Annotated in this window: 23 protein-coding genes and 1 tRNA gene; 10 read left to right on the forward strand and 14 right to left on the reverse strand. The window is 66.5% G+C overall.

Going from position 1 to position 22,783, the window contains the following annotated elements; all coding sequences use genetic code 11:
- The first annotated feature begins 123 nt into the window (after positions 1–123).
- The 5 genes from E8F12_RS04945 to E8F12_RS04965 all read left to right on the forward strand — a co-directional run bounded on the left by E8F12_RS04945 (position 124) and on the right by E8F12_RS04965 (position 2,986).
- Positions 124–199: transfer RNA gene (locus E8F12_RS04945), tRNA-Glu, on the forward strand.
- 174 nt (positions 200–373) lie between these two features.
- Positions 374–913: a TetR/AcrR family transcriptional regulator gene (locus tag E8F12_RS04950; RefSeq protein ID WP_280324177.1), complete on the forward strand. Its 540-nt coding sequence runs from the start codon at positions 374–376 to the stop codon at positions 911–913.
- Between the two features lie 11 nt (positions 914–924).
- Complete coding sequence (locus E8F12_RS04955; RefSeq protein WP_280324178.1) at positions 925–1,773, forward strand: alpha/beta fold hydrolase; 849 nt, start codon at positions 925–927, stop codon at positions 1,771–1,773.
- A 116-nt stretch (positions 1,774–1,889) separates the two neighbouring features.
- Positions 1,890–2,540 carry a bifunctional 4-hydroxy-2-oxoglutarate aldolase/2-dehydro-3-deoxy-phosphogluconate aldolase gene (locus E8F12_RS04960; protein WP_280324179.1) on the forward strand — a complete coding sequence of 217 codons (651 nt, stop codon included), beginning with the start codon at positions 1,890–1,892 and terminating at the stop codon, positions 2,538–2,540.
- Positions 2,537–2,986, forward strand: a complete 450-nt coding sequence (locus tag E8F12_RS04965; RefSeq protein ID WP_280324180.1) for a thioesterase family protein — start codon at positions 2,537–2,539, stop codon at positions 2,984–2,986. Before E8F12_RS04960 ends, E8F12_RS04965 begins: the two co-directional genes overlap by 4 nt.
- A 3-nt stretch (positions 2,987–2,989) precedes the next feature.
- Here the strand turns inward: E8F12_RS04965 and E8F12_RS04970 are convergent, their stop codons facing one another.
- Positions 2,990–3,379, reverse strand: a complete 390-nt coding sequence (locus tag E8F12_RS04970) for a hypothetical protein (protein ID WP_280324181.1) — start codon at positions 3,377–3,379, stop codon at positions 2,990–2,992.
- Positions 3,380–3,505: 126 nt separating this feature from the next.
- Between E8F12_RS04970 and E8F12_RS04975 the strand changes: the two genes are divergently transcribed.
- Positions 3,506–4,480, forward strand: a complete 975-nt coding sequence (locus tag E8F12_RS04975) for a tRNA-dihydrouridine synthase (protein ID WP_280324182.1) — start codon at positions 3,506–3,508, stop codon at positions 4,478–4,480.
- 101 nt (positions 4,481–4,581) lie between these two features.
- On the opposite strand, the gene E8F12_RS04980 is transcribed toward E8F12_RS04975, so the two are convergent.
- Both E8F12_RS04980 and ada read right to left on the reverse strand, forming a co-directional pair.
- Complete coding sequence (locus E8F12_RS04980) at positions 4,582–4,815, reverse strand: Ada metal-binding domain-containing protein (RefSeq protein WP_280324223.1); 234 nt, start codon at positions 4,813–4,815, stop codon at positions 4,582–4,584.
- Positions 4,816–4,835: 20 nt separating this feature from the next.
- Positions 4,836–5,900, reverse strand: coding sequence for a bifunctional DNA-binding transcriptional regulator/O6-methylguanine-DNA methyltransferase Ada (ada, locus tag E8F12_RS04985; protein WP_280324183.1), 1,065 nt, complete (start codon positions 5,898–5,900; stop codon positions 4,836–4,838).
- 165 nt (positions 5,901–6,065) lie between these two features.
- On the opposite strand from ada, the gene E8F12_RS04990 reads away from it, so the two are divergent.
- The gene (locus E8F12_RS04990) at positions 6,066–6,695 is read left to right on the forward strand and encodes a class I SAM-dependent methyltransferase (protein WP_280324184.1); all 630 of its coding nucleotides are present in this window, start codon (positions 6,066–6,068) and stop codon (positions 6,693–6,695) included.
- 236 nt (positions 6,696–6,931) lie between these two features.
- Here E8F12_RS04990 and E8F12_RS04995 read toward each other — a convergent pair whose 3' ends face one another.
- Positions 6,932–7,174 carry a hypothetical protein gene (locus E8F12_RS04995; RefSeq protein WP_280324185.1) on the reverse strand — a complete coding sequence of 81 codons (243 nt, stop codon included), beginning with the start codon at positions 7,172–7,174 and terminating at the stop codon, positions 6,932–6,934.
- Positions 7,175–7,352: 178 nt separating this feature from the next.
- Here E8F12_RS04995 and E8F12_RS05000 point away from each other — a divergent pair, with 178 nt between their 5' ends.
- Positions 7,353–8,003, forward strand: coding sequence for a FadR/GntR family transcriptional regulator (locus tag E8F12_RS05000; RefSeq protein WP_280324186.1), 651 nt, complete (start codon positions 7,353–7,355; stop codon positions 8,001–8,003).
- A gap of 28 nt (positions 8,004–8,031) precedes the next feature.
- The gene (locus E8F12_RS05005; protein WP_280324187.1) at positions 8,032–9,312 is read left to right on the forward strand and encodes a CynX/NimT family MFS transporter; all 1,281 of its coding nucleotides are present in this window, start codon (positions 8,032–8,034) and stop codon (positions 9,310–9,312) included.
- Between the two features lie 121 nt (positions 9,313–9,433).
- Here E8F12_RS05005 and E8F12_RS05010 read toward each other — a convergent pair whose 3' ends face one another.
- On the reverse strand, positions 9,434–10,366 hold the full coding sequence (locus E8F12_RS05010; protein WP_280324188.1) for a LysR family transcriptional regulator: 933 nt from the start codon (positions 10,364–10,366) through the stop codon (positions 9,434–9,436).
- A gap of 119 nt (positions 10,367–10,485) precedes the next feature.
- Here E8F12_RS05010 and E8F12_RS05015 point away from each other — a divergent pair, with 119 nt between their 5' ends.
- Positions 10,486–11,235, forward strand: a complete 750-nt coding sequence (locus E8F12_RS05015) for a 3-oxoacyl-ACP reductase family protein (protein ID WP_280324189.1) — start codon at positions 10,486–10,488, stop codon at positions 11,233–11,235.
- Between the two features lie 203 nt (positions 11,236–11,438).
- On the opposite strand, the gene E8F12_RS05020 is transcribed toward E8F12_RS05015, so the two are convergent.
- The 9 genes from E8F12_RS05020 to E8F12_RS05060 all read right to left on the reverse strand — a co-directional run bounded on the left by E8F12_RS05020 (position 11,439) and on the right by E8F12_RS05060 (position 22,201).
- Complete coding sequence (locus tag E8F12_RS05020) at positions 11,439–12,362, reverse strand: aldo/keto reductase (RefSeq protein WP_280324190.1); 924 nt, start codon at positions 12,360–12,362, stop codon at positions 11,439–11,441.
- Entirely contained in the window at positions 12,359–13,651 is a 1,293-nt protein-coding gene (locus E8F12_RS05025) for an MFS transporter (protein ID WP_280324191.1), read from the reverse strand. The genes E8F12_RS05020 and E8F12_RS05025 overlap by 4 nt, the downstream gene beginning before the upstream one ends.
- Before the next feature lie 223 nt (positions 13,652–13,874).
- Positions 13,875–15,197, reverse strand: coding sequence for a sigma-54 dependent transcriptional regulator (locus tag E8F12_RS05030; protein ID WP_280324192.1), 1,323 nt, complete (start codon positions 15,195–15,197; stop codon positions 13,875–13,877).
- Positions 15,194–17,107, reverse strand: a complete 1,914-nt coding sequence (locus E8F12_RS05035) for a sensor histidine kinase (protein ID WP_280324193.1) — start codon at positions 17,105–17,107, stop codon at positions 15,194–15,196. Before E8F12_RS05035 ends, E8F12_RS05030 begins: the two co-directional genes overlap by 4 nt.
- Before the next feature lie 112 nt (positions 17,108–17,219).
- Positions 17,220–18,893: a gamma-glutamyltransferase gene (gene ggt / locus E8F12_RS05040; RefSeq protein ID WP_280324194.1), complete on the reverse strand. Its 1,674-nt coding sequence runs from the start codon at positions 18,891–18,893 to the stop codon at positions 17,220–17,222.
- A gap of 79 nt (positions 18,894–18,972) precedes the next feature.
- Positions 18,973–19,707, reverse strand: coding sequence for an amino acid ABC transporter ATP-binding protein (locus E8F12_RS05045; protein ID WP_280324195.1), 735 nt, complete (start codon positions 19,705–19,707; stop codon positions 18,973–18,975).
- The gene (locus tag E8F12_RS05050) at positions 19,704–20,372 is read right to left on the reverse strand and encodes an ABC transporter permease subunit (protein WP_280324196.1); all 669 of its coding nucleotides are present in this window, start codon (positions 20,370–20,372) and stop codon (positions 19,704–19,706) included. Before E8F12_RS05050 ends, E8F12_RS05045 begins: the two co-directional genes overlap by 4 nt.
- Positions 20,369–21,115 (reverse strand): amino acid ABC transporter permease, encoded by a 747-nt coding sequence (locus E8F12_RS05055; RefSeq protein WP_280324197.1) that lies wholly within the window; start codon positions 21,113–21,115, stop codon positions 20,369–20,371. The genes E8F12_RS05050 and E8F12_RS05055 overlap by 4 nt, the downstream gene beginning before the upstream one ends.
- A 177-nt stretch (positions 21,116–21,292) precedes the next feature.
- Positions 21,293–22,201 carry a glutamate/aspartate ABC transporter substrate-binding protein gene (locus tag E8F12_RS05060; RefSeq protein WP_280324198.1) on the reverse strand — a complete coding sequence of 303 codons (909 nt, stop codon included), beginning with the start codon at positions 22,199–22,201 and terminating at the stop codon, positions 21,293–21,295.
- Positions 22,202–22,783: the final 582 nt, after the last annotated feature.

Below are 22,783 nucleotides of genomic sequence, written 5' to 3' on the forward strand. Positions count from 1 at the left end.
TGGGAGAGCGCTTGCATGGCATGCAAGAGGTCGACGGTTCGATCCCGTCTAGCTCCACCAAATCGATGCCTCGCGCATCACTCAGGGCCAGCCCAAGTGCTGCTCCTGCTGTTCGAAGGTTCTGTCCCCTTCGTCTAGTGGCCTAGGACACCGCCCTTTCACGGCGGTAACAGGGGTTCGAGTCCCCTAGGGGACGCCACTTTCCGATTTCCCGCACTGCGGGCTTTTCAAGGGTCATTCCTGTTTGGGATGGCCCTTTTGTTTTTCTGGCCTCCCAAAACCCTCAGAGCCGTGCCGACGAACGGAGCAAGGAACGCCTTGCCAATTTGTATTACGCAAATAATATTATGACTGTAATTAAAAGGAGGCCGTGATGAGCGACAAGAAAGCCCAGACCCGCGAACGCATTCTTCAGGCCGCCGCCTCGGCCATGCTGCAGGGCGGCCCCCAGGAGCCGGGGGTGGCCGATGTAATGGGCGCCGCCGGGCTCACGGTGGGCGGCTTCTATGCCCACTTCGCCAGCAAGGACGCACTGATGCTGGAAGTCTTCGAACAATTGCTGCGCAAGCGCCGGGAGCTGATGGCCCAGGTCGACCGGACCCTGCCCGGCGTGGAGCGCCGCGCCCTGGCCGCCGGCTTCTACCTGTCGCGCAAGCACCGCGACTCCACCCGTTCCGGCTGCCCGCTGCCGAGCTCCCTCGGGGCGCTGCCGCAATTGCCGGACGCCTATCAGACCATCCTGGCGGAGCACCTGGAACTGATGAGTGCCGAGATGAGCGAAAACCCCGAGGAGGCCGACAAGGCGCTCGCCGACCTTGTCCTGATGGTGGGTGGACTGGCCCTGGCGCGGGCGTTGGGCCCCTGCGACCTGTCCGACCGAGTACTGCGTGCCGCCAAGTCTGCGGTGATCTGAGGAGTCGAACGATGAACCACCTGAGCCTGATTCGCGGATTCCACGCCACCATGGGCCGTCTGGCGCCGAAGACCATCGCCCGCCGCATGCGCCGCCAGTTCATGACACCGCGCAACCAGCCGCCGCGGGACTGGGAGATGCCGCTGCTCGGCAGCGCCGAGCGCATCACTCTGCGCTTCGGCCTGTCCGCCCTGCGCTGGGGCAGCGGCCCCACGGTGCTGTTGATGCACGGCTGGGAAGGGCGGCCGACCCAGTTCGCCAGCCTGATCGAGGCCCTGGTCGCTGCCGGCTATGGCGTGGTGGCGCTGGATGGCCCCGCCCACGGACGTTCGCCGGGGCGTGAAGCCAGTGTGGTGCTCTTCGCCCGTGCCTTGCTGGAGGCTGCCGGCGAATTGCCGCCACTGCATGCGGTGATCGGCCACTCCATGGGCGGTGCCAGCGCGCTGCTGGCCAGCCAGATGGGCCTGCGCGCCAAGGCACTCGTGAGCATTTCCGCGCCCAGTCGCATCCTCGGGCCGCTGCGTGGCTTCGCCAATTACATGGGCCTGCCACCGAAGGCGCGGGCACATTTCGTCCACCAGGTGGAAACCCATGCCGGGATGCCGGCGGCACACCTCGATGTGAAATGCTACCAGTTGGATATCCCCGGCCTTGTGGTGCATGCCAAGGACGATCCGGTGGTGCCGGCGAGCGAGGCAGAGGTGATTCACGACGCCTGGTTCGACAGCCAGCTGTTGCGCCTGGAGCGGGGCGGCCACCAGCGCCTGCTGGCCGATCCGCGGCTGATCGGCGCGGTGGTTGGGTTGCTGGAGGAGCTTCGCGAAACCCAGGCGAGTGGCGTGGCCGCCGCGCAATGCTAGAACCCGTGCGCGGGGCTGGCAGGTGACCCGCCGTCAGTGCTCTACTTCCAAGGTTCGCCGGCCCGGCATGGTGGGATCTGACACGGGCCTGGGAACTTTGCAATGGGAGAACAGACATGAGCCTGACGATGGATGTGGTGCTGCAGCGGGCGCGACCGGTTCTGCCCGTGCTGGTGATCGAGGATACCGGGCTGGCCCTGGACCTAGCGGGGGCACTGCGTGCCGGCGGCGTCGAAGTGCTGGAGGTGACCCTGCGCACGCCGCGGGCGCTGGATGCGCTGGCGGCGATCCGCAAGGAATTCCCCGACCTGCTGGTGGGGGCGGGCACCTTGATCCACACCGAACAATTCCTGGAGGCGCGCGACGCCGGGGCGCATTTCGCCGTCAGCCCCGGCTGCACCGAGCGCCTCGCCGCGGCCGCCGAGGATTCCGGCCTGCCTTATCTGCCCGGCGTGATGACGCCCTCCGAAGTCTTGCTGGCGCTGGAGTACGGCTACCGCTCGTTGAAACTGTTCCCGGCCAATGGCAATGCCAGCGTGAAAATGCTGAAAAGCTTCAAGGGGCCTTTCACCGGCATCCGCTTCTGCCCCACGGGCGGGATAACCCCGGACAACCTGCTGACCTTCCTGGGGTTGCCCAATGTGGCCTGCGTTGGCGGCACCTGGATCGCACCGTCGAACCTGATCCGCGCCCGCGCCTGGGACCAGATCACCCAACTCGCCAGCGAAGCCCGCGAACTGGCCTCCAGCCTGGAGCTCCACCCATGAACTGGGACATGCCCAACCCCTTCGTCATCGATATCAAGGTCGCTGCCGACGACATAGATGGCCTCGGCCATGCCAACAACGCGGTCTACGTCAGCTGGCTGGAGCGCTGCGCCTGGCGCCATTCCCAGAACCTGGGCCTGGACCTGGCCGAATACCGGCGGCTGGATCGCGCGATGGCGGTCCTGCGCCACGAGATCGACTACCTGGCCGCCGCCTACGAGGACCAGGAACTGCAGATGGCCACCTGGATCGTGGAGTCGGACCATCGCCTGAAGATGGATCGGCGCTTCCAGCTGGTGCGTCCGGAAGACGGCTCCACTCTGTTGCGGGCCAGGACCACTTTCGTCTGCATCGAACTCTCCAGCGGCAAGCCCAAGCGCATGCCGGAGGAGTTCGTCGAGGGTTATGGTCGCGCGCTGCAGCCGCCATTCCCGATGGAGCTTTGAGGGTCAATCCGCCGCCGGCGCGAGGAATACCTCGTGCTGGTTCTGCACGATGCGCAGGTGGCGAACTTCGCCGGGCTGGATGATCGCCGACTGCGGGCCGCCGGTGGCCTTGTCGCAATAGCCGGAGCCGTTCTGGGCCACCCGCACGGCGATTTCCCCGGCGGGCACCGGGATGCTCACCGACTGGCCCGGCGCTATCTGCGCCACCAGCTCGTTCTGTACATACAGTTCGATGTCGCAGGCGTTCGCTGCATTCTCGTCGCGGCTGACCAGCAGTTCGCCAAGGGCGTCCGGCGCCGACTGCGACGGGGGCGAAAGGATCGCCTCGCTGGCGGCGAACACCGCGGTGGTCGCCAGCATAAGGGCGGCAAGGACGGGGACGAGCGAGTTCATCCTGGCAGTTCTCCTGCGTCGAGCGGGTGAAAATTCGACCATCAGTCCAGCCGGATGCTCCCCGGGATACTCGCCGTCCGTCTTGCTGCGTAAACTACGCGCCTTTTTCCTGTGAGCCTGTCATCCATGCAAATCGCCCTGGCACCCATGGAGGGGCTGGTCGACGAGATCCTCCGCGATGTGCTGACCCGTGTCGGTGGCATCGACTGGTGCGTGACCGAATTCATCCGGGTCTGCGACCGCCTGCTGGCGGCCAGCACCTTCGAGAAACTGGCCCCCGAGCTGGCGCAGGGCGCGCGCACCCGCGTCGGCACGCCCATGCGTGTGCAGCTGCTGGGCTCCGACCCGGTCTGCCTGGCGGAGAACGCGGCGTTCGCCTGCGAGCTGGGCGCGCCGGTGATCGACCTCAATTTCGGCTGCCCCGCCAAGACGGTGAACAAGTCCCGTGGTGGTGCGGTGCTGCTCAAGGAGCCTGAACTGCTCCACGCTATCGTTCGCGAGGTACGCCGTGCTGTGCCGGCGGCCATTCCGGTGACGGCGAAGATGCGCCTCGGCTTCGACAGTCCGGACGGCGCGCTCGATTGCGCCCGGGCGCTGGCCGAAGGCGGCGCCGAGCAGATAGTGGTGCACGCGCGGACCAAGGCCGAGGGCTACAAGCCGCCGGCGCACTGGGAGTGGGTGGCGCGAGTGCAGGAAGCGGTCAAGGTGCCGGTGTTCGCCAATGGCGAGGTCTGGACCCTGGACGACTGGCGGCGCTGCCGCGAAGTGAGCGGGGTGGAGGACATCATGCTCGGCCGCGGCCTGGTGTCGCGCCCTGACCTGGCACGGCAGATCTCCGCCGCGCGTGCGGGTCGGCCGGTGGTGGAAATGAGCTGGTACGAATTGCAACCGCTATTGCAGGACTTCTGGCGCCAGGCCCGGCGCAAGTTGGCGCCGCGCTATGCACCGGGGCGCCTCAAGCAGTGGCTGGGCATGCTCACTCGCGGCTATCCGGAGGCCGTGGTGCTGTTCGCCGAGGTTCGTCGTGAGAACGACTGCGCGCGAATCGATGCACTGCTTGGTGCTCCCAGTCTGGAAGAGGCCTGGGCCGAGGCGGTCTGAGGCGCAGAGGGTGGTAGAGGCACCGGGCTGCGGTCTGGTGAGGTAGGGTGCGCCGCGCGCACCGGCCCTTGGCGGCGGCAGGCCCTGGTCGCGTTCGGGGATTACCGGCGCAGCGCTTTCCAGCGCAGGTAGTCCTCCGTCATGCAACGTGCGCAAGGCCGGTACCCTGCCGCCCAGGCCGTGGCTTCGTCGAGGAAGAACACCCGCTCCTTCACATAGCCGCCCCGCGCAATGGCGCGCAGGGCAGTGGGACAGTCGAGTCGGCCATAGACGCCTGTTCTCCGGTGCCCGCCAAGGGTGCCAGGCACGGCGCTCTGATAGGGTCCACCGTCCATCCCCAGCAGCGTCCAGCGCCTCACCCCTCGGCCTCGCGCTCCAGCAGGCGGCGCTTGCGTTCCACGCCCCAGCGATAGCCGGAGAGGTTGCCGTCGCTGCGTACCACCCGGTGACAGGGTATCGCCACCGCCAGGCTGTTGGCCGCGCAGGCCTTGGCCACGGCGCGCACGGCGCGGGGCGAGCCGATGCGTTCGGCGATTTCCGCATAGCTGGCGGTGCTGCCCGGCGGTATCTCCCGCAGGGCCTGCCAAACCCGCTCCTGGAAGGCCGTGCCGCGCACATCCAGGGGCAGGTCCAGGCCCAGGTTGGGCGCCTCGATGAAGCCCACCACCTTGGCCACCAGTTGCTCGAACTCGCTGTCGCCGCCGATCAGCCGGGCGCGGGGGAACTTGTCCTGCAGGTCGCGCAGCAGCGCGTCCGGGTCGTCACCGAGGAGGATGGCGCAGACGCCTATGCCACTCTGCGCCACCAGGAAGTGCCCCAACGAGCATTCCCCCAGGGCGAAGCGAATCTCGGTATTGGTGCCGCCGGCGCGGTAGTCGGCGGGCTTCATCCCCAGCACCTGGGTGGAGGCGGCGTAGAAACGGCTGTTGGAGTTGAAGCCGGCGTCGTAGAGCACCTCGGTCACCGAGGCGCCCGGGCCGAGCTGGTCGCGTACGCGCCGGGCCCGCTTGGCCAGGGCGTAGGCCTTTGGCGTGAGCCCGGTAACGGCCTTGAACACCCGGTGGAAGTGCGAGGGGCTCATGCCCGCCGCATCGGCCAGGGAGTCCAGGCCGGGGGCGTCCTCGGCTGACTCGATCTGCCGGCAGGCGGCGGAGACCAGCGCCGCATGCTGTGCGGCGACGCTGGTCATATCGGCGGCGGCGCGGCGGCTGGGGCGGTAGCCGGCGGCCTCGGCTTGCTCGGCGCTGTCGAAGAACTCCACGTTCTCCGGGCGCGGCAGACGGGTCGGGCTGCTCGGCCGGCAGTAGACGCCGGTGGTCTTCACCGCATAGACGAACTGCCGGTCCGCGGCCGGGTCGCGCGACTGTACCGCGGCCCAGCGCGGGTCCTGTTCGGTGGCGATCTTGGCTGAAGGCTTCATGGGCTCATCCGCGTGCTGTTCGGTCATGGCAAAGAGTATGCGGCGAATGGCGGTCCCGCATCCCGGCTCTTGCGCTCGAATTCGGCGGCATGGAGCGGGGCGGTCCAGCCGGGCTGCGGAGGCGGTAGAATCTTCCATCTCCTCCCACCTGTGTCCGAGTCGAAGATGCCCTTGCGCCCCGAAGACCTCGCCAGCATCACCGCCACCACCCTGGACGACTACAACCGCAATGCCGAGGGTTTTCGCGAGGGGACTCGCGACCACGACGTGAGCCAGAACATCCAGGCCCTGCTGCGGCATATCCGAGGCAGCGCGCCCTTCACCATCCTCGACTTCGGTTGCGGGCCGGGGCGTGACCTGCGCTCGTTCATCCGCCTGGGGCACCGCGCCATCGGCCTCGACGGTGCGGAAAGCTTCGTCGCCATGGCGCGGGCAGACTCGGGTTGCGAGGTATGGCACCAGGATTTCCTCGCCCTTGACCTCCCCGCCGAGCGCTTCGACGGCATTTTCGCCAACGCCAGCCTGTTCCACGTCCCGCGCCAGGAACTGCCCCGCGTCCTGCGCCAACTCCGTGCCGCCCTGAAGCCCGGCGGTGTGCTCTTCAGCTCCAACCCGCGCGGCGGCAATGATGAAGGCTGGAGCGGCAACCGCTATGGCGCCTGGCACGACTACGAATCCTGGAAAGCGCTGCTGGAGTACGCCGGCTTCGAAGCTCTGGAGCATTACTACCGTCCCGCGGGGCTGCCGAGGGAGCAACAGCCCTGGTTGGCGAGTGTGTGGCGCAAGCCTGAGTAAGCCGGTGGGCGCGCTGTGGGGGCGATTTCCCACAGCAGAGGGCTCACCAAGCCACCAATATGGGCTGCTCCTTGGTGTCCCGCATCGAAGGCGTTGGGCTTCGCCTTGCTCAGCCACAACCTACAGGAGCCAAGCCCGAAACGAGAAACGCCGCACCTTGTGAGCGCGGCGTTTTTTCTGCGGGGAAGAATGGGTCCCCACAGGGGATGGGCCGGGTAGGGCCATCCGGAAAGGGTTCAGCTCTTGCGCGGTATTTGCTTTGGCAGGTCTTTCCCGGCCTCGGGCACCTTGGGGTGGAGGATGGCCTGGCGCAGCTTTTCGTAGTCGTCGTATGGCAGGCCGCTGCGGCTGAGCATTTCCAGGGCGAACTGCTTCACCTCGGCGTCGGTATAGGGGCGTTGCTCGGGTTCGGGTTGGCTGACGCAGCCAGCGAGGATCAGTGCCATTACGGTCAGCGCAAGGATGTGTGCGTGCTTCATGGGTGTCCCCGAGCGGTGTTGGTGAGTGCATGTAGGCTACCAACGCCCAGGGGCGGGAAAAAATCATCGCAGCTGATAATGACTATTTCGTTACCCGCAAGGATGCGCGGTTGCGGTGGGCGGATCGCACGGCTAATCTTCGGCTCCTTCTAAGTCATCCGATGATTGGATGTTTGCCATGCCTGCAGCTTCCCTCAAGCGTTCCCTGGTGGACATTGCCCTGGAGCAGATCCGCCGACGTATCGACGACGGCACCTGGCCCCTTGGCCAGCGCCTGCCGGCGGAACCCGAACTGGCCGAGATCATCGGCATCAGCCGCAACACGGTACGCGAGGCCGTGCGGGTGCTGACCTTTTCCGGCGTGCTGGAAGTGCGCCAGGGCGACGGCACCTATGTGCGTGCCTGCGCCGACCCCCTGGCGACCATGCTCACCCTGGCCCGCAGTTCGGTGGAGCAGGCCCTGGAGGCGAGGGGGATGATCGAGATCGAGGCTTCGCGCCTGGCCGCCTTGCGCCGCACCGAGGAGGACCTGGCCGCCCTGCGCGTGGCCCTGGCCGCCTCCGCCGCGCGCTCCAGCTTTGATGACCTGGAGGACTACATCGTCCACGACCTGGCCTTTCACCAGCGCGTGGTAGACAGCGCCCACAACCCGGTGCTCAGCGAGCTCTACCGCTACTTCTCCCAGGTGATCCGCGTCGGCCTGGAACGCACCATCTCCGACCCCGAGCGGCCGCAGCCAAGTTTCGACCTGCACCGCCAACTGCTCGACGCCATTGAACGCCAGGACGCGGACGCCGCCGCGGCGGCCAATCGCGCACTGTTGATCTGATCTGCCCCTTCGTTACGGAACTGCCCCCATGACCACATCCCGCCCCCTGGATGACGCACCCGACATTCCGGCCTGCACCCCCGAAGAACTGCTGATCGACGCCGAGGCCGACGACGAACCCCTGCCGCAGGCACTGCCCGGTAGCGCCGTGCTCCTGCTGGTGGGGCTGGTGATGGTGGCGCTCAACCTGCGCCCGGCGTTGTCCAGCCTGGCGCCCTTGCTCAACCTGGTGCGTGAGAACACCGGCCTCTCAGCCTCCGGCGCCGGCCTGCTGACCACCTTGCCGGTACTCTGCCTCGGCCTCTTCGCGCCGCTGGCACCGATCCTGGCGCGACGCCTGGGCAGCGAGCGGACCATCCTGCTGATCCTCCTCACCTTGGCCTCTGGCATCGTCCTGCGCAGCCTGTTCCCGCTGGCGGGGCTGTTCCTTGGCAGCCTGCTGGCCGGGGCCAGTATCGGCATCATTGGCGTATTGCTGCCGGGCATCGTCAAGCGCGACTTCCCCCATATCGCCGGACTGATGACCGGCGTCTATACCATGGCCCTGTGCCTGGGCGCGGCCCTGGCCGCCGGCGCTACCGTGCCCCTGGCCGAGCTGCTGGACGGCGCCTGGCAACCGGCCCTGGCCTTCTGGGCGCTGCCGGCGATCATCGCGGCGCTGATCTGGTTGCCCCAGGCGCGCCAGGGCCAGCACGCGCACCGCCAGGCCTACGAGGTGACCGGTCTGTGGCGCGACCCGCTGGCCTGGCAGGTGACCCTCTACATGGGCCTGCAATCCTCCCTGGCCTACATAGTCTTCGGTTGGCTGCCTTCGATCCTGATCGATCGGGGCCTGAGCGCCGTGGAGGCGGGGCTGGTACTGTCCGGCTCGGTGATGGCCCAGCTGATCAGCGCCCTCGGCGCGCCCTGGCTGGCCACCCGGGGCCGCGATCAGCGTCCCGCCGTGCTGCTGGTGATGGGCCTGACCCTGGCCGGGCTGTTGGGCATGCTCTACGCGCCGTTGTCCGGCATCTGGGGCTGGGCCGTGGTGTTGGGCCTGGGGCAGGGCGGGACCTTCAGCATCGCCCTGGCCCTGATCGTGCTGCGCTCGCGGGACGCCCATGTCGCCGCCAACCTGTCCGGCATGGCCCAGGGCGTGGGCTACACCCTGGCCGCCATGGGCCCGCTGCTGGTGGGCGTGGTGCACGACCTGACCCACGGCTGGAGCGCGGTGGGGATCATCTTCGTGGTGGTGAGCCTGGCGGCCACGGCCTTCGGCCTAGGCGCGGGGCGCAATCTGCTGGTGGCCGCCCGCAGCGAGCATCTCTGACGACGCGCCCTATGCACGGGGCTGAAGCGTAGGTTGGGCCGAGGTCAAGAAGCCCAACGATCCAGCCTGTCACTTTGGGCTTCGCAGGCTCAGCGCCAACCCGCAGGGCCACAGTGCGAAATCAGGGTCGCCAGTTGGCGTTGAACTGTTCCGCCAGTTTCTGCTGGCGGAAGCGCTCGACGATGAAGTCGATGAACACCCGGGTCTTGGCCGGCAGCAGTTTCTGCGCGCTGAAGTAGAGGGACAGGCTGCCGGTGTCCACGTACCAGTCCGGCAGCACCCGCTCCAGGGTGCCGCGCTTGAGGTAGGGCAGCGCATGCACCGTGCTCACCAGGGTGACGCCCAGTCCCTGCATGGCCGCGTGGCAGGCCGCTTCCGGGTCGCTCATGGCCATGCGCAACTTCAGTTCGAAGGCAGCCTGGCGGTCGTCGCGGGTGCGTAGCGGCCAGGAACGCACGCGGCCGGTCTGCGGCGAGCGGATGAGGATGCCGTCGTGCTGCGCGAGGTCCGTTGGGGATTCGATGGCAGGGTGGCGCGCCAGGTACTCCCGCGTGGCCAGCAGCACCCGGTGGGCCGGTGCCAGGTGGCGGGCGATTACCCCTTGCGGCAGCTCGAAACCGCCGCCGATGGCCGCGTCGAAGCCTTCGCCGATCAGGTCCACCGGGCGGTTGTCGAAGTGCCAGTCCGGGACAATCGCCGGGTAGCGGGCGAGGAAGTCGCCGAGGTGCGGCAGGATGTAGTCGCGGCCGAAGGCCATCCCCATGCTCACCTTGAGGGTGCCGGCTGGCTGGCCCTGGCTGCTGGCGAGGTTCGCCACCGCACCCTGGATGCTCGCCAGGCCGCCGCTCACTTCCGCGAGGAAACGTTCGCCGGCCTCTGTCAGGGTCAGCCGGCGGGTGCTGCGCAGGAATAGCCGCACGCCGAGGTTTGACTCCAGCCGCGCCACGTTCTTGCCCACCGCCGCCGGGGTCAGGCCCAGGCGACGCGCGGCTTCGGCGAAGCTCCCGGCCTCGGCGGCACGGACGAAGCACTCGATACTGCTGAGGGTTTCCATGGGGGCTCCATAAACCGTTGGTATCGACTGAATATAGCGATTGCCAGCTTATCGGTTGCGAATGGGCGATCAATACTGGGGCCGTATCCAACCTAACCCCCAGTTCCAGGAGAACCCACATGAGCATTTCCAAGACTCTCGAAGGCAAGGTCGCATTCATCCAGGGCGGTTCCCGCGGCATCGGCGCAGCCATTGCCCAGCGTCTGGCGAAGGAGGGCGCCGCCGTCGCCCTGACCTATGTCGCCTCTGCCAGTGCTGCCCTCGAGGTTGTCGAAGCAATAGAAGCCGCCGGCGGCCGCGCCATCGCCATCCAGGCCGACAGCCGCGACGAGCTGGCCATCCGCGCCGCCATCCGCCACACGGTGGAGACTTTCGGTCGCCTCGACATCCTGGTGAACAACGCCGGCGTATTGGCGGTGGCGCCCATCGAAGAGTTCAGCATCGATGATCTGGACCGCACTCTGGCGGTGAACGTCCGCAGCGTGGTGATCGCCAGCCAGGAAGCCGCCCGCGTCATGGGCGAGGGCGGCCGCATCATCACCATCGGCAGCACCAACGCCGAGCGCATGCCCTTCGCCGGTGGCTCGGTCTACGCCATGAGCAAGGCGGCGGTGGCCGGTTTCACCAAGGGCCTGGCCCGTGACCTGGGGCCGCGCGGCATCACCGTCAATAACGTGCAGCCGGGCCCGGTGGACACCGACATGAACCCCGAAAGCGGTGAGTTCGCCGAGGGCCTGAAGCAACTCATGGCCCTGCCGCGCTATGGCCAGGCCGAGGAGATCGCCAGCTTCGTCGCCTACCTGGTCGGCCCGGAAGCCGCCTATATCACCGGCGCCAACCTGATGATCGATGGTGGGTTTTCGGCCTGAGGAAGTGCGGGAACTGCTTCCGTAGGATGGGTCGGGCGGCGTTCCGTAGAGGAACGAAACCCATGCGGACCGTGATCGATGGGTTTCGCAGGCTCTACCCATCCTACAAAAGCAAATAGATCCGTAGGGTGGATCACGCCTCATCGAACCACCATCGGAGGTCGGCTTGGCACCGATGGTGGAAATGAAGAGCGATTTCCACCCTACAAAAGGCGGATCAACCTGTCCCGCATCGCCTGATCCGCTTCCTTCCCCCGCCCGGCCTGGAGGTTGTCCAGCATGTGGCGGGGGTTGCCGGTTCCGGGGATCACGCAGGTCACCGCCGGATGACTCAGGCAGAACTTCAGCAAGAGTTGCGGCCAACTGCTGCAGTCGTAGTCGTCGGCCCAGTCCGGCACGGGCTGCTGCAACAGGTGGCGCAGCAGGTTGCCACCGCCGAACGGGCGGTTGACCAGCACCGCCACGCCGCGCTCCCGGGCCAGTGGCAGGATGCGCTCTTCGGCGTCGCGGTCATCCAAGGCGTAGTCGATCTGCAGGAAGTCCAGCTTTTCGGAGCGCAGTACCTTCTCCAACTCGTCGTAGCCGCTCGATGTGTAGTGGGTGACGCCCAGGTAGCGGATGCGGCCTTCCTCCTTCCACAGCCGCAGGGTGGTCAGGTGCTCCTTCCAGTCCACCAGGTTGTGCACCTGCATCAGGTCGATGCGCTGGCGCTGCAGCAGGCGCATGGAATGCTGCATCTGCGCCACACCGCGCTGGCAGCCCTGGGTCCAGACCTTGGTGGCGACGAAGGCGCGTTCATGGGCCTGTAGCTCGTTCAGCAGGCCGCCCACCACTTCTTCCGCCTGGCCGTACATGGGGGAGCTGTCGATCACCGAGCCGCCGGCTGCGAACAACGCTTCCAGTACCTTGCGGCAGTCGGCCCAGGCCACACCGTCACCAGAGGAGATATCGAAGCCGCGGTAGGTGCCGACGCCGATCACCGGCAGCTGCTCGCCGCTGGCAGGAATGGCGCGGCGACGCAGCGGCTGCTGGCCCATGTCGGCGCCCGGGCTGAAGGGACTCATGGCCAGAAGCGCCGCGCTGGCGCCCAGGCGGAGGAATTCGGCGCGCGTGATGCCGGTTCTCATGGTTCGACCTCCTGTGGGATTGCGGATGGAGCGGACCGCTCGTGGCGCGAGCCGAGGCGCCAGCCCAGCAGGCTCCAGGCCAGGGCGACGCCCCCACCCACCAATGCCACCAGGGCGGCGCCGAGGCCGATGCCGTCCAGCAGGGCCTTGAGCCAGGCGCTGACGGCGTCACCTCCGCGGTAGACCACGGTATCGATGAAGTTCTTCGCCCGGTACTTCTCCTGGGCGCCGAGCGGCACGAAGAGCATTTCCCGCCCCGGCCGCACGAAGGCGTATTCGCCCACCCGGCGCAGCACCATCACCCCGGCCAGCACGGCGAACTGCGGCAGCAGCGCCAGCAGCAGGAAGCCCAGGGCCACCAGCAGCGGCACCACGCCTAGCAAGGCACTGACACCGAAGCGCTGGGCCACCCGGCCGGCGATGAACAGCTGGCAGAGCAGGGACAGCGCCTGCACGGCGAAGTCGATCAGACTGAACACGCGGATCTGCTGCTGCCCGTCCGGGAACAGCGCCGCCACCAGCCGCGCCTGCTCGAAGTAGAGGAAGGTGCTGGTGCAGGACAACAGCAGGACGAAGGCGCAGATGCCCAGCAGGTAGGGCGAGCCCAGCACCAGGCTGATGCCGGCGAAGGGGTTGCCGGGCACCGGCCGCTCCGGCGGTTCGGCCTCCACCCCGGTGCGCCCGGCGCCGCCCTGGCCGCGCCAGGCCATCAGGTAGCGCCGCAGCGGCAGCGTCGGCAACAGGAGCAGGGCCGCCAGTACCAGCAAGCCGGCGGTGCCGAGGCGACTCACCAGCAGGCCGCCCAACAGCGGGCCGAGCAGACCGCCCAGGCTGGCCCCGGCGGCGATGGAGGGAAACAGCCGTTTCGACTGGCGGCGGTCGAACACGTCGGCCAGCAGGCTCCAGGCCAGGGACACCACGAACAGGTTGTACACCGACAGCCAGACATAAAAGGCCCGCGCCGCCCAGAGCGGGTCGGGGATGCGCGACAGCAGCCAGGCGAAGCCCAGCAGGTTGCTGGCGAAGAACAGGTAGACCCAGTCGAGGAACACCCGCCGCGGCACCCGCGCATTCAGCCAGCCATAGGCCGGCACCGCCAGCAGCATCGCGACGAAGGTGGCGCTGAACAGCCATTGCAGGTTCTCCACCCCGCCCGCGATGCCCATGGTTTCGCGCACCGGGCGCAGCATGAAGTAGCCGCCGAACAGGCACAGCAGCAGGGCAAAGGCGGCCAGGGCCGGGGCCAGTTCACCGGCCCTGGCGTGGATGGCGCGGTGCAGCGGGGACATGGCGGTGGGTTTGTAGCTGGTGGTCCTGTGGTTTTAGACCATGGGGGAGCGGGGCGCTGGAATCAGCTGTTGCAGGGTGTTGGGGTGACGCATTGATTTGTGGGGGCGATTTCAATCGCTAAGCAGGCCGCAGGTCTGCCATTCAACGTCCGATGGGGCAGCTGCGCTGCCCATAGCGAATGAATTCGCCCCCACAAGTTTTGACCCGCCACCGGGCGGGTGATCAGAGCCCGTATTTCTTCACCTTGTCGAACAGCGTGGTCTTGGCCATTCCCAGCGCCACACTGGCTTGGCTGAGGTTGCCGCCGTGGCGTTCCAGGGCGGCGCCGAGCAGGCTTCTCTCGAAGGCTTCCACGGCTTCGGCGAAGCGCGGTTCGTTGCTGTCCGGGGTCTGGCCGCTCTTCTTGAACACCGGCAGGCCGAGGGCGAAGCGTTCGGCCACGTTGCGCAGTTCGCGCACATTGCCCGGCCAGTCGTGGGCCATCAGCGCGGAGACCGTCGCGTTGTCCAGCTCGGGGGTGGCGCGGTCGAAGCGTAGGGTGGACTGCTGCAGGAAGTGCTCGAACAGCAGCAGGATGTCTTCGCGACGGTCGCGTAGCGGCGGCAGTTCCAGGGTGACCACGTTCAGGCGGTAGTAGAGGTCACTGCGGAAGCGCCCGGCGCGGCCTTCCTCGTCCAGGTCGAATTTGGTGGCGGCGATGACGCGGCAATCCACCGGGATCGACTGGTTGGAGCCCAAGCGTTCGAGGGTCTGCTCCTGCAGTACGCGGAGGAACTTGATCTGCAGGTTGATCGGCATGCTCTCGATCTCGTCGAGGAACAGCGTGCCCTGGTGGGCATGCTCGATCTTGCCGATGCGGCGCTTGCTGGCGCCGGTGAAGGCGTGGGCCTCGTGGCCGAAGATTTCGCTGTCGAACAGGTTCTCCGGCAGGCCACCGCAATTGAGGGCGACGAACTGTTTCGACTGGCGCCGGCTGTAGTCGTGCAGGCAGCGGGCGACCAGCTCCTTGCCGGTGCCGGTCTCACCTTCGATCAGCACGTTGGCCGAGGTGTCGGCGACGTTGGCGATCAGCTCGCGCAGGGCCTGGATGGCTGGCGAACGGCCAATGATGCGCTGCTCCAGGGACTGGCGGCCGGCCAGCTGGCGGCGCAGGTGCGACACCTCGCGGGCCAGGGCGCGCTGCTCCAGGGCACGGCGGGCCACGTCCACGAGGCGTTCGGGGGAGAAGGGTTTCTCCATGAAGTCGTAGGCGCCGTCGCGCATGGCCTGTACGGCCATGGAGATGTCGCCGTGGCCGGTGATCAGCACCACCGGCAGAGAGCGGTCGCGGGCCTTGAGGCGTTCCAGCAGGGTCAGGCCGTCCATGCTGGGCAGGCGAATGTCGCTGACGACGATGCCGGCGAAGTCCTCGCCCACCTTCTGCAGGGCTTCCTCGGCGCTGCCGACGCCGATGCTGGGGATGTCTTCCAGGTCCAGGGCCTGCTGGCAACCCAGCAGCACGTGGGGGTCGTCCTCGACTATCAGGACGCTGAGCGGCTCGGTCATGGGGCAGGGCTCGCGGGGGATTCTTCGGGGCTTTCCAGGCGTGGCAGGCAGAGCTCGAACGCCGTGCCGCCGCTTTCCGGGTGGTGTGCCGCCAGGCTGCCGCCGGCGGCGGTGGCGAGGCTGGCGGAAAGGGTCAGGCCCAGGCCCAGGCCATGTTCGCCGGGCTTGGTGGTGAAGAAGGGCTCGAACAGGTGCACGCGGTTGGCCGGGTCGATGCCAGGGCCGTTGTCGCGCACCTGCAGGCGGTACTTTTCGCCGTCCGCCTCGCCACTGAACCACAGCTGGCAGTCGGCCTGGCCGCTCATGGCGTCCAGGGCATTGGCGATGAGGTTGACCAGGATCTGCTCCAGGCGGGTCTGGTCGATGGCCAGCAGGGCATCGGCGAAGTCCCGGTGCAGGGTCAGCGGCGTGCGTTCCAAGCGGGTGTGGAGGAGGAAGAGGGCGGCATCCACCGCGTTGGCCAGGCGCGCCTGGCCATGGTCGTCGGAGCGCCGGGCGAAGGCACGCAGGCTGGCGGTGATACGGCCCATGCGGTCGACCAGTTCGTTGATCGCCGCGAGGTTGGTGCTGGCGGTGTCCAGGGCGCCGCGCGCGAGGAAGCGCACGGTATTGCCGGAGAGGGTGCGCAGCGCGGCCAGGGGCTGGTTGAGTTCGTGGGCGATGCTGGTGGACATCTGCCCGATCACCGCCAGCTTGCCCGCCTGCACCAAGCCGTCCTGGGCCTTGCGCAGGTTGTCTTCGGTTTGCTTGCGCTCGCGGATTTCCGCCAACAGGCGGCTGTTGCTGGCGCGCAGGTCCTGGGTGCGTTCGGCGATCCTGCGTTCCAGTTCGTTATTGGCCGCCAGCAGCGCCTCGCGGGCGGCGAGGCGGGTGGCGATGACCTTGCGCCGCTCGTTCCAGGCGATCAGCAGGAAGGCCAGCAGGGCGAAGCCGACCGCGGCGAGCATGCCCTGGATCACTGCCTCATGGCGCAGATCGGCCAGCGGCGAGAACAGGGTGAAGTGCCAGGGGGTGTCGTTGAGGGCGCGGGTCTGTGCCAGGTAGGCGACTTCGCCTTCGGTCTCTCCCGCGGGCCCGCTGGCGGCGAAGCTGATGGCCTCCAGGCCTTCGCCCAGCACCTCGCGGGAGCGCGGCTCCCATTCGTTCAGGGCCCACCAGTAGTACTGCAGGCTGCGGGCCAGGCGCTCCTTGTCTTCGGCGCTCAAGGGGCGCACGGCCTTCATACGCAGGGCCGGGTCGCTGGAGAGGATGATGATGCCGTTCTCGTCGCTGACGAAGGCCTGCAGGCGGGCCCTCTCCCAGCGCTCCTGGAGGGCTTCCAGCTTCACCTTGACCACTGCCACGCCAATGATCCGGCCCTGGTAGCGCAGGCCGTGGGACAGGTAGTAGCCGGCTTCGCCGGTGGTGCTGCCGATGCCGTAGAAGCGGCCCGGCCGGCCCTGCATCGCCTCCTGGAAATAGGCGCGGAAGGACAGGTCTTCGCCCAGGTAGCTGTCCGAGTCGCGCCAGTTGCTGGTGGCCAGCACCCGGCCGCTGGTGTCCAGCAGGTAGATGGCGCGGGCCTCGCTGCGACGGTTGAGCCCTTCGAGGTAGTCGTTGACCAGGTTGCGCCGGTAGGGCGTGGGGTGCAGCAGCAGGTGGCTGACGCTGTCTTCCAGCTCCAGCAGGCTGGGCAGGTAGGTGTAGCGGTTGATCTCGCTTTCCGCGGCGCGGGCATGGAGTTCCAGCTGGCGCTCGCCGTTATCCCGCAGGTCGCGGATGCCCGATTCTTCGCTGAGGTGATAGCCGACATAGCCGAACCCCAGCATGCACAGGAGCAGCAGCAGGAACAGCAGCAGATGGCGGAGCAGGCGTGGTTTCACGATGGTCAGCGGCAATGGCACGGAGCTTGGGAGAGTAGGGCATTGCATCACAGTCACCGTGGCCGGACCAGCCCGCCGCAGGGGAATGGCGACGGGCCGGGTTCGGCGGTATTACAGGAAAAAGCGCGGAAGGCGCGGCAGGTAGCCGCGCCCGCCGTTATTACGGTTTCACCACCAGGCCGACGCCACGGCCACGGGGGTCGGACGCGGTTTCCAGGGCCTTGCCGTCGACGCGGATGGCCTGGATGTCGCCTAGGTTCCAGCCCTGGTCTTCCAGGGTGTAACCCATGGCTTTCAGTTCGTCGGCGACCTTGCCGGCGAGCGGCGCGTAGGCGTCGTAGTAGATAGTGTCCTTGGGCAGCAGCTGATGGTGCACGCGCTGCGCGGCTACGGCTTTCGCCAGCGGCAGGTGGAAGTCGTAGACGTTGTTCAGGACCTGGAAGATCGAGGTGAAGATCCGCGAACCGCCGGGAGTGCCGAGCACCAGGCTGACCTTGCCGTCACGGGTGACGATGCTCGGGCTCATGGAGGAGAGCATGCGCTTGCCCGGCTCGATGGCGTTGGCGTCGCTGCCGACCACGCCGAAGGCGTTGGCCACGCCCGGCTTGGCGCTGAAGTCGTCCATCTCGTCGTTGAGCAGGAAGCCGGCGCCCTTGACCACCACGCCGCTGCCGAAGTCCCAATTGAGGGTGTAGGTGTTGCTCACGGCGTTGCCGTCGGCGTCGACGACGGAGAAGTGGGTGGTCTGGTGCGGCTCCAGGCCGGGGCGAACCTTCTCAGTGGGGGAGATGGCAGTCGGGTTGACCTCGGCGGCGCGCGTTTTGATGTAACCAGGGTCGGTCAGCTTGGCCTCCGGCACCTTGGAGAAGTCCGGGTCGCCCAGGTAGTCGGCGCGGTCGGCGAACACGCGCTTCTCGATCTCGGCCAGCAGGTGGATGTAGCGCGCGGAGTTCAGCTCCACACCCTTGAAGTCGGCGGCGCGGGCTTCCTTGATGCCGATCAGCTGGGCCAGGGCGATGCCGCCGGAGCTGGGCAGCGGGGCGGTGTAGAGGGTATTGCCCTGCCAGTCGATGCGCATCGGCTCGCGCCATTTGACGCGGTAGTCGTTGAGGTCTTCCTGGCTGATCAGGCCACCGTCCCGCTGCATCTGCGCCACCAACAGCTTGGCGGTCTCGCCCTTGTAGAACTCGTCCGGGCCCTTGGCGGCGATGCGCTCCAGGGTCTTGGCCAGTTCCGGCTGGGTGAAGGTCTCGCCGGCCTTCATGGTGCCGAAGTAGTCGCCGAAGTTGGTCTTGCCGTTGAACAGGGCAATGGCGTCCTGGCGGTACTGAAACTGCTTGTCGGCAATCTTGAAGCCTTTCTGCGCATAACCGATGGCCGGGGTGACCAGCTCGCTCCAGGGCAGCTTGCCGAAGCGCTTGTGCGCCTCCCACAGGCCCATCACGGTGCCGGGCACGCCGGCGGCCTTGGCGCCGATCAGGCTGAGGTTCTCGATGACCTCGCCCTTGTCATCCTGGTACATGGTCTTGCTGGCGGCCTTGGGGGCGATTTCCCGGTAGTCGAGGAAGTACGGCTTGCCGTCCATGTACAGGGTCATGAAGCCGCCACCGCCGATGTTGCCGGCTTCGGGGTAGGTCACGGCCAGGGTGAAGGCGGTGGCGACCGCGGCATCCACCGCGTTGCCGCCGGCCTTGAGCACCTGGGCGGCGACCTTGGCGCCATATTCGTCAGGCGCGGCGACGGCGCCGCCTTCCAGCGTGGCGGCGAAGACGGATGAGCTGGCTGCAGCGATGGCGACACTGAGGGTCAGTGTCCGGAATTGGACCAGACGCATGGAATATCCCTATTTGTTGTTGTGGGTCAGGTGAGGCGGCCGGCCCCGCGCCCGTCAGCGCGGGGGCGGCAGGGGTGCATCAGTGTTGCAGGATCTTGGCGAGGAACTGTTGGGCGCGGTCGGAGCGGGCGTTGACGTCGCCGAAGAACTCGTCCTTGGCGCAGTCTTCGACGATCTGCCCGCGGTCCATGAAGATCACCCGGTCGGCGACCTTGCGCGCGAAGCCCATCTCGTGGGTCACGCACATCATGGTCATGCCTTCCTGGGCCAGCTCGACCATCACGTCGAGCACTTCGTTGACCATCTCCGGGTCGAGCGCCGAGGTCGGTTCGTCGAACAGCATCACCACCGGGTCCATGGCCAGGGCACGAGCGATGGCCACGCGCTGCTGCTGGCCGCCGGAGAGCTGGCCGGGGTGCTTGTGGGCATGGGCCTTGAGGCCGACGCGGTCGAGCAGCTTGAGGCCCTTGTCGACGGCCTCATCCTTGTTGCGGCCGAGCACCTTGGTCTGGGCGATGGTGAGGTTCTCGGTGATCGACAGGTGCGGGAACAGCTCGAAGTGCTGGAACACCATGCCGACGCGCGAACGCAGCTTGGGCAGGTTGGTGGCCTTGTCTGCGATCGAGGTGCCGTCGACCACGATGTCGCCCTTCTGGAAGGGTTCCAGGGCGTTGACGCACTTGATCAGGGTGGACTTGCCCGAGCCGGACGGGCCGCACACCACCACCACTTCACCTTTCTTCACCTCGGTGCTGCAGTCGGTCAGCACCTGGTAGTCCCCGTAAAACTTGTTGACGTTCTTGATGGAAATCATACGACTAACCTTTTCTGCAGGAGTTTGACCAGCTGGGAGGCGGCGAAGCTGACGGTGAAATAGACCAGGCCGGCGAAGATCAGGAATTCGTGGGGCTGACCGATGATGTCGCCACGGGAACGGGCGGCGTTGAGGAAGTCCATCAGGCCAACGGTGTAAACCAGGGAAGTGTCCTGGAACAGGATGATGCTCTGCTGCAGCAGCAGCGGGGTCATCTTGCGGAAGGCCTGGGGCAGAATGATCAGGCGCATGCACTGGCCGTAGCTCATGCCCAGTGCCTGCGCCGCGCCCATCTGGCCCTTGGGGATGGCTTGAATGCCGGCGCGGACGATTTCGCAGAAATACGCCGCCTCGAACATCATGAAAGCCACCAGGCAGGAGGTGAAGGCACCTACCGGCGTGTCTTCGCCAGTGATCGCGCGGAGCAGGAAGGGCACCGCGAAGTAGAACCAGGTGATCACCAGCAGCAGTGGGATGGAGCGGAAGTAGTTGACGTACAGCCCGGCAATCTTCGACAGCATCGGGCTGTGCGACAGGCGCATGAGAGCCAGCAGGGTGCCCAGGGCCACGCCGCCGAACACGCCCAGCAGCATCAGCTTGAGGGTCATCAGCAGGCCGTCGGCGAGGCCCGGCAGAGCCGGAATGATCGCGCTGAAATCCATCACTTACCCCCTACGGAAATCAGGCCGGGCACCGCCACCTTCTGCTCTACCAGGCGCATGAGCAGCATCAGGCTCATGTTCAGGGTGAAGTAGATCAGGGTGGCCAGGGTGAAGGCCTCGAACAGGTTGGCGGAGAACTCGGCGGTCTGCTTGGTCTGGGCCAGCAGCTCCATCAAGCCGATCAGGGAGGCCACCGAGGAGTTCTTGAAGATGTTGAGGAACTCGCTGGTGAGCGGCGGAATGATGATGCGAAAGGCCTGGGGCAGCAGCACGTAGCGGTAGATCTGCGGCAGGCGGAAGCCCATGGCGCGGGCCGCGCCGAGCTGGCCCTTGGGCAGTGCCTGGATGCCGGTGCGCACCTGCTCGCAGACGCGGGCGGCGGTGAACAGGCCGAGGCAGACCACCACACTCAGGTACGCAGAGGTGGCCGGGTTGAGGTCCTGTTTGAACCAGAGTTCCAGCGGCTCGGGCAACAGGTCTGGCACCAGGAAGTACCAGAGGAACAGCTGCACCAGCAGCGGCACGTTGCGGAAGATTTCCACGTAGACGGTGGCGAAGCCGGAGACCCAGCGGTTCGGTACGGTGCGCATCACGCCGAGCAGCGCGCCCAGCAACAAGGCGATGATCCAGCCCGCGAGGGCGATGGCGATGGTCCAGCCCAGGCCGGTGACGAACCAGTCCAGGTAGATTTCGCTGCCGATCCCGGTGGACTTGAAGAACACGCCCCAGTCCCAGTTGTAATTCATCAGGGTTGTCCCCTATCAGGTCGATCGTTCTGCGGTGAAGGCAGTGGAAGGGAGAGGGCTGGGGTGAGGGAAGCCCGACTGTGCGCGGCCTCCAACACCCTCTCCCCCGGCCCCTCTCCCTGAAAGGGTGAGGGGGGAAGAGCGGCCCATCTCCCGGAAGGAGATGGGAGGGACAGGTCAGATTTCTTCAGCCGACTTGTCGGTGGGGTTGGCCACCAGCTTCTTCAGCTCTTCGCTCATGGGGAAGTTCAGGTTCAGGCCCTTGGGCGGGATGGGCTGGGTGAACCACTTGTCGTAGATGCCGTTGATTTCGCCGGAGGCGTAGGTGGCGGCAATGGCCTTGTCGACCACTTGCTTGAAGGCTTCGTCGTCCTTGCGAACCATGCAGCCGTAGACTTCGAAGGACTGCGGCTTGCCGGTCACGACCCAGTCATCCGGCTTCTTGGCCTTGGCCATTTCGCCGTAGAGCAGGGCGTCGTCCATCATGAAGGCCACGGCGCGGCCGGATTCGAGCATCAGGAAGGACTCGCCGTGGTCCTTGGCCGAGATGATGTTCATGCCCATCTGCTTCTCGGCGTTCATCGACTTGAGCAGGCGTTCGGAGGTGGTGCCGGCGGTGGTCACCACGTTCTTGCCCTTCAGGTCGTCGAATTCGTTGATGCCGGCGGATTTCTTCGACAGCAGGCGGGTACCAACTTCGAAGATGCCCACCGAGAAGCCAACCTGCTTCTGGCGCTCCAGGTTGTTGGTGGTCGAACCGCACTCCAGGTCCACGGTGCCGTTCTGCACCAGCGGGATACGGGTCTGGGAGGTGACCAGGTTGTAACGGACTTTCAGCTCCGGCATGCCCAGTTCCTGCTTGATGGCCTCGACCACTTTCAGCTGGATGTCATGGGAGTAGCCGACGGGCTTGCCCGGCTCGGTGCCGAGGTAGGAGAAGGGGATGGAGGCGTCACGGTGACCGAGGGTGATGGTGCCGGTTTCCTTGATCTTCTTCAGGGTACCGGTCAGCTCGGCGGCGAAGGCCGGAGCGGAAATCAGGGTTGCTGCGATAGCGGCGGCCAGAACCTTGGGGAGCATACGCATGAACTTCAGTCCTCGACGATGTTTGTTGTTATCGGCGCGAGCGGGATATTCGCGTCCGTCGGGGATCTGTATTCGCAGGATGCGTGCCATCTGTATGGTGTCTTTGTTATTTCGTTAAGTTATTGAATGTAAAGAATTTATTTTTATTTTCCGAAGTGCCTTGAACCAAGGTTGTCCGGGCTTCCGAATATCTCACCGGAATTCGTTCGGATTTCCGAACGAGATTCGAGCGACCCGAATCCAGTCAGGCCGTCCGCCCGGCGCCAGCCTGCCGCCCTTCGTCGTTCCACCGGCCCGGCCAGGTGGACAGCACTGTGGCGCTCGACTAGCCCTAAATATGCAGCGTCGATGAGCAGGACGCTCGCGAGCAGGTGTAGCTCGCAGTACCTGAGCCGGGTGTCGCTCCTCGTCATCGGAACGGTGAGGAGGTTGATAAGCTCGGATCGGTGGATCTGACCGCCAGGGTTGGCATGCCGGCGCGAGACTCCCCCCTGACCCCTCCATCATCTCCCCTTGTCCCTGGTGGGCCTTCGCCCTGAAGGCCGGCGCCAGGGCTGTCCGTGAAGCCTTGCTGGTGCGTCT

The organism is Pseudomonas sp. BN102 (assembly GCF_029871245.1).
In the GTDB taxonomy this organism is placed as follows: Bacteria; Pseudomonadota; Gammaproteobacteria; order Pseudomonadales; family Pseudomonadaceae; genus Metapseudomonas.

Bases quoted from the DNA above. Each gene is read 5' to 3' on its own strand.
- E8F12_RS05000 (WP_280324186.1), top strand. From the start codon at position 7,353: ATGCCTGCAGCTTCCCTCAAGCGTTCCCTGGTGGACATTGCCCTGGAG.
- E8F12_RS04995 (WP_280324185.1), bottom strand. From the start codon at position 7,174: ATGAAGCACGCACACATCCTTGCGCTGACCGTAATGGCACTGATCCTC.
- E8F12_RS04960 (WP_280324179.1), top strand. From the start codon at position 1,890: ATGAGCCTGACGATGGATGTGGTGCTGCAGCGGGCGCGACCGGTTCTG.
- E8F12_RS04970 (WP_280324181.1), bottom strand. From the start codon at position 3,379: ATGAACTCGCTCGTCCCCGTCCTTGCCGCCCTTATGCTGGCGACCACC.
- E8F12_RS05020 (WP_280324190.1), bottom strand. From the start codon at position 12,362: ATGAGAACCGGCATCACGCGCGCCGAATTCCTCCGCCTGGGCGCCAGC.
- E8F12_RS04965 (WP_280324180.1), top strand. From the start codon at position 2,537: ATGAACTGGGACATGCCCAACCCCTTCGTCATCGATATCAAGGTCGCT.
- E8F12_RS05005 (WP_280324187.1), top strand. From the start codon at position 8,032: ATGACCACATCCCGCCCCCTGGATGACGCACCCGACATTCCGGCCTGC.
- E8F12_RS04950 (WP_280324177.1), top strand. From the start codon at position 374: ATGAGCGACAAGAAAGCCCAGACCCGCGAACGCATTCTTCAGGCCGCC.
- E8F12_RS04955 (WP_280324178.1), top strand. From the start codon at position 925: ATGAACCACCTGAGCCTGATTCGCGGATTCCACGCCACCATGGGCCGT.
- E8F12_RS05025 (WP_280324191.1), bottom strand. From the start codon at position 13,651: ATGTCCCCGCTGCACCGCGCCATCCACGCCAGGGCCGGTGAACTGGCC.
- E8F12_RS04975 (WP_280324182.1), top strand. From the start codon at position 3,506: ATGCAAATCGCCCTGGCACCCATGGAGGGGCTGGTCGACGAGATCCTC.
- E8F12_RS05010 (WP_280324188.1), bottom strand. From the start codon at position 10,366: ATGGAAACCCTCAGCAGTATCGAGTGCTTCGTCCGTGCCGCCGAGGCC.
- ada (WP_280324183.1), bottom strand. From the start codon at position 5,900: ATGAAGCCTTCAGCCAAGATCGCCACCGAACAGGACCCGCGCTGGGCC.
- E8F12_RS05060 (WP_280324198.1), bottom strand. From the start codon at position 22,201: ATGCGTATGCTCCCCAAGGTTCTGGCCGCCGCTATCGCAGCAACCCTG.
- E8F12_RS04980 (WP_280324223.1), bottom strand. From the start codon at position 4,815: ATGGACGGTGGACCCTATCAGAGCGCCGTGCCTGGCACCCTTGGCGGG.
- E8F12_RS05030 (WP_280324192.1), bottom strand. From the start codon at position 15,197: ATGACCGAGCCGCTCAGCGTCCTGATAGTCGAGGACGACCCCCACGTG.
- ggt (WP_280324194.1), bottom strand. From the start codon at position 18,893: ATGCGTCTGGTCCAATTCCGGACACTGACCCTCAGTGTCGCCATCGCT.
- E8F12_RS05055 (WP_280324197.1), bottom strand. From the start codon at position 21,115: ATGAATTACAACTGGGACTGGGGCGTGTTCTTCAAGTCCACCGGGATC.
- E8F12_RS04990 (WP_280324184.1), top strand. From the start codon at position 6,066: ATGCCCTTGCGCCCCGAAGACCTCGCCAGCATCACCGCCACCACCCTG.
- E8F12_RS05015 (WP_280324189.1), top strand. From the start codon at position 10,486: ATGAGCATTTCCAAGACTCTCGAAGGCAAGGTCGCATTCATCCAGGGC.
- E8F12_RS05035 (WP_280324193.1), bottom strand. From the start codon at position 17,107: ATGCAATGCCCTACTCTCCCAAGCTCCGTGCCATTGCCGCTGACCATC.
- E8F12_RS05045 (WP_280324195.1), bottom strand. From the start codon at position 19,707: ATGATTTCCATCAAGAACGTCAACAAGTTTTACGGGGACTACCAGGTG.